The organism is Sporomusa sp. GT1 (assembly GCF_014634905.1).
Lineage (GTDB): Bacteria > Bacillota > Negativicutes > Sporomusales > Sporomusaceae > Sporomusa > Sporomusa sphaeroides.
In genome coordinates this window covers 46,637-54,682 of sequence record NZ_BMBX01000024.1, presented here as the reverse complement: position 1 = coordinate 54,682, position 8,046 = coordinate 46,637, and the positions used below count along the sequence as shown (strand labels likewise).

Annotated in this window: 6 protein-coding genes; 1 reads left to right on the top strand and 5 read right to left on the bottom strand. The window is 48.0% G+C overall.

The window, feature by feature from the left end:
• Positions 1 to 377 precede the first annotated feature (377 nt).
• Positions 378 to 1,241, bottom strand: a complete 864-nt coding sequence (locus GT1_RS18370) for a methylenetetrahydrofolate reductase (protein ID WP_075756271.1) — start codon at positions 1,239 to 1,241, stop codon at positions 378 to 380.
• 157 nt (positions 1,242 to 1,398) lie between these two features.
• On the opposite strand from GT1_RS18370, the gene ftsH reads away from it, so the two are divergent.
• Positions 1,399 to 3,219 carry an ATP-dependent zinc metalloprotease FtsH gene (gene ftsH / locus GT1_RS18365; protein WP_188399931.1) on the top strand — a complete coding sequence of 607 codons (1,821 nt, stop codon included), beginning with the start codon at positions 1,399 to 1,401 and terminating at the stop codon, positions 3,217 to 3,219.
• Between the two features lie 344 nt (positions 3,220 to 3,563).
• Here the strand turns inward: ftsH and GT1_RS22805 are convergent, their stop codons facing one another.
• The 4 genes from GT1_RS22805 to GT1_RS18345 all read right to left on the bottom strand — a co-directional run bounded on the left by GT1_RS22805 (position 3,564) and on the right by GT1_RS18345 (position 7,924).
• Positions 3,564 to 3,752: an NAD(P)-dependent oxidoreductase gene (locus GT1_RS22805; RefSeq protein ID WP_223226365.1), complete on the bottom strand. Its 189-nt coding sequence runs from the start codon at positions 3,750 to 3,752 to the stop codon at positions 3,564 to 3,566.
• 10 nt (positions 3,753 to 3,762) lie between these two features.
• Entirely contained in the window at positions 3,763 to 4,422 is a 660-nt protein-coding gene (locus GT1_RS18355; RefSeq protein WP_188399929.1) for a bifunctional 2-polyprenyl-6-hydroxyphenol methylase/3-demethylubiquinol 3-O-methyltransferase UbiG, read from the bottom strand.
• Between the two features lie 352 nt (positions 4,423 to 4,774).
• A complete protein-coding gene (locus GT1_RS18350) occupies positions 4,775 to 5,542 on the bottom strand; it encodes an amino acid ABC transporter ATP-binding protein (protein ID WP_188399928.1) in 768 nt (255 codons plus the stop codon).
• 15 nt (positions 5,543 to 5,557) lie between these two features.
• On the bottom strand, positions 5,558 to 7,924 hold the full coding sequence (locus GT1_RS18345) for a hypothetical protein (RefSeq protein ID WP_188399927.1): 2,367 nt from the start codon (positions 7,922 to 7,924) through the stop codon (positions 5,558 to 5,560).
• Positions 7,925 to 8,046 lie beyond the last annotated feature (122 nt).

The window sequence follows — 8,046 nt, the reverse complement described above, 5'->3', positions numbered from 1 at the left end:
TAAAGACGAGTCTTAAATATGTGAAATGCTATGTAAAACTGAGAATTAAAGAGATTCTTTAAGATTATTGAAGGAGGGTAAGAAGGTTCTCAATTACCTGCGGAACTCTATCAGAGCCTCAGAACATTGAAGCATAACATAAAAACACGGCCACTACGGGCCGTGTTTTTATGTTACTTGCTGCAATACCGGATGCAGCCACAGGCAAAGAGCCTACTTAAAAATGGCTGAAATCGAAGTACACATAGTATAAAGGATTAGCAATGCTGTAAAAATTACCAGCGGATGATTGCTAAAGCGAATCAAGAGCAAAGATCACCTCACATCTTCCAAGTTAGTCTATAGTATTCCCAAACTGGAAGATGTTAATTCCGATTTTAACGCCGGTTTAGCAATTCCCGGGCGAAAGCCACTACTTTATTTGTTACCGCCACATCACCCATACCAAAGATATGAATTCCGTCTACTTGCCGGTATATCTGGCAGATAAACTCGCAGGCTATCTCAAAGCCGGTCTTGCCTTGTTCCATCTCAGTGAGGATATGCGCAGGAACCGTCACGCCGGCAACATTTTTATTAACGAATTCCGCCATCTTCAGGCTTTTTAACGGCATTAACCCTAACAATACCGGTTTACCCAGGCTTTTGGCCTTATCGATAAACCTGCCGGCCTGCTCCGGGTCATATACCGGCTGAGTCTGGAAAAAATCAGCCCCGGCGCTTATTTTTCTTTGCATATTGGCTGTTTCTGCCGCCAAATTGGCTGCGCCCGGCGTAGCTGTCGCCGCCACGGCAAATTGTGTCTGCCCGGTAAAAGCTTCGCCATTGGCATCTTTCCCCTGATTAAAGTTTTTTATCAGTTCAATCAGTTTGGCCGTATTATAATCATAGACCGCAGCGGACTGATACGGTCCATGCTGCGGGCCGTCACCGGTTGTCGGCAGCATATAGCGAATGCCCAATGCATGGGCTCCCAGCAAATCAGCCTGAGTTCCCAGCAAGCTGCGGTCCCGGCAGGTAAAATGGGGAATGGTTTCCACCCCGGCGACCTGTTTAATGATGGCTGCCGCCATCACCGAATTCATTCGCAGCCTGCCGTTAGGGCAGTCATGAATATTAATGGCATCCACCCCGTCATACTCTTTGAGCTTGGCAATACTCCCCTCAATATCTGTGCCGTTAATACCGCCCAGTTCGGTAGTAAAAACAAAAGATTTACCCAGCTTGTCAATCAATGTCATTTTTCATCCTCCCAAACCGCTCCTGCGCTCTTGTCCATTACAGTTTATACACATTTTACCAGGACCGCCTATGGGTGTCAATGAACTCCCTGTTGCACGAATATGTGCGGTTTCGGATATACTACCTTACAGTACCCTGATACCAACGGAGGCACACATGGATAACAAACAACGAAATTTTTCTACAGGATTCTTTTTATTGGCGCTGGTATTCACTTGGCTATTTAATGATTATGTCTACAAGCCATATGTTATGCGGGAAACCGAAGTCAGCTACCATGTCTTTCTCCAAAACTTAGCTGAAAATAAGATTGATCAGGTTATTTTGACAGGCGACCGCATTATCTTCTCGCTTAAAACTACTGATAATCAAAAAGAAGCTGTTGCTAACGTAGTGCCGGTCAACGACCCTGACCTGATTGACCGGCTAATTAAGTCAGGGGTGGCATTTTCCGCACAAGCCCCGGCTAAAAGTTTATTTTCCTCGCTATTCGGCTGGATTCTCCCCTTATTGCCATTACTGCTGATTTGGTACTTCATTTTCAAACGTATGAGCGGCGCGGGCCCGAACGCCATGTCGCTGGGAAAAAGCAAAGCCCACGAAATTGAAGGGGAAATGATTGGTGTCAAGTTTGCTGATGTCGGTGGTGTTGGCGAAGCGGAAGTCGAGCTGCGTGAAATTATCGAATACCTGACCATGCCTGAGAAGTTTACCCGCATTGGTGCCAAACTTCCCAAAGGCGTTCTGCTGGCAGGTCCGCCCGGAACCGGCAAAACCCTGCTCGCCAAGGCAACCGCCGGTGAAGCCGGCGTCCCGTTCTTCTTTCTTACCGGCTCCAGTTTTGTCGAAATGTTTGTTGGCGTTGGTGCGGCAAGAGTGCGCGACCTTTTTCAACAGGCTCAGAAAAAAGCCCCCTGCATCATCTTCATTGATGAGATCGATGCTATTGGACAAGCCCGTACCAATATTGGCAAAGTTGGCACTAACAGCGAACAGGAAAATACGCTCAATCAATTGCTGGCAGAAATGGATGGTTTTAAAGCTAATTCCGGCGTGGTCATCATGGCGGCTACCAACCGTCCCGAAATTCTCGACCCCGCCTTAGTACGGCCGGGACGTTTTGACCGGCAGATTCAGGTAACCCTGCCCACCGAACCAGGCCGCCTGGATATCCTTACCATCCATACGCGCGATATGCCGCTGGGCAATGATGTCCAGTTGGAACGACTGGCTAAAGTGACTGCCGGTTTCTCCGGCGCTGAATTGGCTAATATCGCCAACGAGGCTTCCCTGCTTGCCATCAGGCGTGGTTCCAACATCATTGCTATGAGCGATTTTGACTTGGCCATTGAACGGGTGGTAGCCGGCTTACAGCGAAAAACGCCCCTCTCCCAGGATATTCGCAAAAAAGTGGCTTATCACGAAGTAGGCCATGCCCTTACGGCCTATTATCTTGCCGGAACAGATCCTGTGCACAAAATCAGTATTATTCCCACCTCAAAAGGAGCTCTCGGGTATACCATGCAGATGCCGGAAGAAGACCGCTATCTTATCGGCGAAAATGAGTTACGGTCACGGCTGGCAGTAATGCTTGGCGGACGAGCGGCCGAGCTTATCATTTTTCATGAAGCCTCTACCGGGGCGGCTAATGACCTGGAACGCGCCACAGAAATGGCCCGGCGAATGGTTACTGAGTTCGGCATGTCCCCAAGGCTGGGTCCTGTCCGGTATGCCACCACGGCAGGCAGCTATTTACAGAGCGGGGCTACAGGCCGCAGCGATTTAAGCCCTGCAACCATTGCCGAAATAGATGAGGAAATTCGCCTCTTGTTGAATGAAGCACAGGCAACAGCAAGCAAACTCCTGACCGAACACATGGAAGTTCTGCATCAGGTTTCCCTGTTTCTGCAGCAGGAAGAGGTTATTTCCGGCGCTCAGCTTACCCGGATTGTAAAAGAAATGTCAACTAACCCATAGCGGGTAGTGTTTTTTCACAAATGCTGGGCAATTTCTGTGCGGTAGGTGAGCACTGCGGGACTTTCTTGATCTCTGTAACCATTCGCCGGCAGTCACTCTGTCAGTGAAGCCTGCTGCCAGAACAAAAGGGTGTCGCAAATCGCGTTTCTTAAAATGCTTTTTGCGACACAGATACACTTTCACCACAAATAATAAATACTCAGATTTATTATAATTTAGTATCAGTAACGCTAAACTCAATTGATCCCCCACATAATTTTGCAGCGATATTTTTTGCGCATATTCGACTTACAGAAGCAATAGCTTCTTTTGTATAAACCCCTATGTGTGGCGTAATTATAAAATTATCTAGTGTTAATAGTGGACTTTCTGCATGAATGGGTTCTACAGCGCATACAGTAACTTCCTTTTTTCATTTTTGAAATTGCACTATGGGAAATTAACTGATTGGTATTTGGGGTAAGAGGTAAATGAAGTGATACAAAATCGCTACATTGTAGCACTTCGTGCAGCCCACAAAGTTTGACATACACCTGCTTCTATTTAGTTTTTGGTTACAACAAGAAAAATACTTGATTCATCAACCTCTGTAACCTCATATACAAAACCTGAAGCCTTCCCAAATCTGTCCATATCTTCTGGCGAATGCGTTGTTGCACGAAAACCATCTTCACATATGATGATTCCATCCTTAGTCTTCACTGTATCGATTTTGCCTAACAAACCTTTTTCTGATTGCTCCTGAAACCATGTAAGGCGATGATCCCAAAACTTGGCACTATAGCTGCTAAAAAAAGCTCTGCCCCCATTTGGAAGTAAATCCATGACCTTTTTTATAAATTCAACAGGCACTACCTTCATCGCTGACAAGGCATTTTGCAAACACAGTACCACGTCGAATAATTCTTGAAACTGGAGATTATGTGCGTCCATAACCATTAGATGTGCATTAGGCGTATCATTTAAATATTCTTTACCAAAATCCACATTGTCTTTTGAGATATCAATACCAACTATTGATTGACAGCTAGGTGCTAATTCTTTAACAATGCGTCCATATCCGGCACCTAGTTCCAATACACGTTCTGTTCCTTGCAAATAATTTCTAACAAAATTAATTTCTGCTGCTAAATACTGCCTTACTCTTGAATATTCTGTTTCATAAACCTGATACAGTTTTTGAGCATAATAATTTTCCTTCACACTAAATTCCCCCTCTTTATGCAGTTCACGTTTACTGTTTATTTGTATTATTATGACTATATTTCTTACTTTAAAATATCCACGTCTAATTATTGTCAAAAAGAGAACTGTGTTGAATTAGACTCCAACACAGTTCTTTTTTGACTAAACCAATTGTCCTAGAAACTTAGCGCGATCGCACCCAATCTTGTAATTGCTGAAGCTTCACCCCAATTATTGAAAATGGTTTGTATCTGCTCATAATACTCCCGGGTTGACAGCTGCCCTGGTCCACTTGAAAGTTATACTTTCTACCGAGATAAAAAGAATGGCTGGCATTGGAATAATCCCGTGCCAGCCATTCGCTATAACCCTACCGCCTGCCGGCAAGGCTCTGCGCTTGGGTATTCATCTGGTATTCAATCAGTTCCTGATACTGTCTGCCAATATCCGAAACGGGCTTAACAAATACCTCGGATGGTTGTCCCTCTTCCACAATACTCCCTTTATCCATCAGCACAATCCTGTCAGCCACCCTGAGGGCAAAGGTCAACTCATGGGTCACCACAATCATGGTGCTGGCGCGGTAGCGGGCCAACTCCTCCATCACCACCAACACTTCCCGCACCAAAATCGGGTCAAGTGAGGCCGTAGGCTCATCCCACAGCATAAGCTCCGGCTCATAGGCCAGCGCTCTGGCAATACCCACCCGCTGCTGCTGACCGCCTGACAGTTGGTCCGGCCTATGTGCAAGATGATTTTCCAAGCCCACCTTCGTCAGTGCCTCGGTTGCCTTGCACTCTGCCGTCTCCCGGTCTGTCCCGCCCATAACCAGGCCCAGCATAACGTTTTCCAGGGTAGTTAACCGTCCGATAAGATTGAAATGCTGAAAGACAAAGCCGATGCGTTTGCGCACATCCCGCAGCTCATCCGGCTCCATTGCCAGGATATTGGCGCCATTGAGCATAACCCGGCCGCGGCTGGGTTCCACCAGCCGGTTTATGGTTCTGATGGTTGTCGACTTGCCACAGCCTGACGGCCCCATCAGTACAACGGTTTCCCCCAGCTTAACCGTAAGGTTAAAATCATTAACAGCCACTAAGCTGCCAAATTGCTTGTATAGATTTTGGATGACCAGCATAACACTCCACCTGACCTATTTAAATTTCATTTTTCGCCTGTTCAGTGTTTGCAGTAATCCCGGGCGGCTGTTGGGAATAACAATTTCCCGCATCACTTCATCAAAGGATAGTCCCAGCGCCTCACCGGCAATAACCTCATCGGTCGCCAGGGGACTGATTTTTTCCGCATTATTGGCGATCAGCCACCCCAGCGCCGCCCCGAGAAACGGTACCCCCACCCATGGCAGATACGGAATTCCCCCGCCTGATAAGACAAACATCGCGGTAAGCAGCAGCGCCCCGATACCCATGCCATAGAGACATTCCGGTGCGGTAAAGGTGTTTTTTATACCTTGGGCCAACCGTCTCCACCCCTTGGTTTTCAGCGTCTTACCAACGGTCCGCTGCCGGCGGATGACGCTCATAATGGCAGTATGATCCAGTGCCAGAAAAAGAATCACGGCAATCAGGGAGATCATGCCTGCTAATATGGCTTTAACCTGTGACAGAATCATCATGACTTCCGCCCGGGGGTCTGGTTCAATAACCCCCAGCGCCGAGGTGTATAACGACAAATTGCTGTGTCCCACCACATTATAGATAACAGGTGCCACAAAATCCGGTGTGATGCTGCTTTTGGTTAATAGCTGCAGCCGCTGGCTGGGAATGACCTGCCCGGCAATAAACTGGTCCAACAGCTTAATAGACTGGCTGATCTCCTCATCCTTCAAATTAGGGACGGCTGCCCCAAGATACTGTAATTGGGCGGCAACAAGCGGTGTATCGAAAGCCTGCAATTGCGCCAGGCGGCCATTAATATCATTGAGCGTCTGCCGGGTGCCGCTCACATCAAAACTGCGCAGACTGGTGACAGTGTTGTTGCCGTTGGTAACAATACCGTCAATAGCTGACTGTGCCTGCCGGGCAGTGGCCGACACATTTTCCAGGGCACTCAGCCCGGCCTGAAGATTAGCCAGATTCTGCTGGGTTACCGTCAGTTCGTTAATAGAAGAGGCGACATCGGCATTAAGCAGCCGGGCGACCTGCAGGGTGTTGAGCACAGAGCCGATGGCCCGCGAAGAATTAGTCACCTGCGACTGGATGCCGCCGGTATTGAGATTGGCCAAACCGCTGGTCGCCGCCTCAATCGTTGTGCCGGCATTGCCTAAACTGGCCAGCGTCTGCTCGATAGCCGTCAGACTTGTCCCGTAATTATCCAGCGTCTTATTGGCGATACTCGTCATATTCTGCGCATCCTGAGCAATACCCGGAATTTGCTCAACCACACCGGCGGTCTCGTGCAAGGCATTCCCCAACGCCGCACGCGGGTTATGAAAACTGGCCGTCCCCACCGGCTCGCCAATTGCATTATTTATTACCGTATACCCCTGAGTATTGGACATTTCCACAGGGTCGCCCTGAATCACCATGCCGTCTGCCGAACCATCGTCCTTGACGTTGGTTACCTGCACCAAAACATGAGCCGGCTCGGGAGCGGTACCCGGACTGGGTGCATTGGGCGCCGTTCCCTGAAAAGCAATAACATCACCGGCGGTAAACCGCGCTCCGGCTGCCGGTGTAAGGGCAGCCTTAGTGATAAAAGCAGTTAAAAAGCGTTTTAACTCAATCATTGTACTGGTGAGATAGACCATTTCATTGTTTTTGCTGTCAACCGACACACTTTCAGCATAACCGGCCGCCTTTTCCGCCCGGACGGCATCGGCCAGCTGCTCCCCCAAACGGATGGCATTCTCAGGCTCACTGCCAACCGGAAACGCAATATCAATAATATGATATTGGGCAAACAGCTTTTCAATTTCGGTGTTTACATAGGACGATTGTTCCAGCGACTTGATAATCACCGTAACCGAACCACCGTCCCGAAAGGCAAATAGCACGCCGTCAATTTGCATGATTTGTTCAATAACCAGCTGCTTTGCGCCGTCAGGCACAGCCCTGACGGTGATCCGCGGCTCAGTCATAATGCTGATACCCGAACGTCCGGGAACACTGCCAAAAATACTATCCATGGTCTCATACGCTTGCTTGGTTTTATATTCTGCCGGCAGCCCCACGAAAAAGCTGGTCAAGCCGGTTAAGGTTGGCCCTTCTTTTAAAGTAGCGCCGGGAAAAACCTGTTCTATCACTTTTTCAATCTGGGTTCTGCCGGCTTCTTTCATTTCCTCCCGGACATTGATCAGTAAATCAAATTCACCATATTCACCAACAAGCGTGGATATGGTCTCAGAAAAATAGGAATTTGCCGCCATGGCCACAATACCTGCCAGCAAGGAGCCGATTGCCACACTGATAATGATGAGTATGACCACATCCCGGTTAAATGAATTTAAAAAGAAGGTGCGCATAATTGCTTTACGAGTTTTCGCCAGCGTATTCGCCATTATTGTCCCCCTTGTCTGCCTAGTGCTGCATCCAGAGATACTAACCATTCTATAGTATCTCCGCCTAACGGAGATATTACCAATAAAGAACGCCTTGCCGGGAGTTGGTTTTTGCTTGAAAA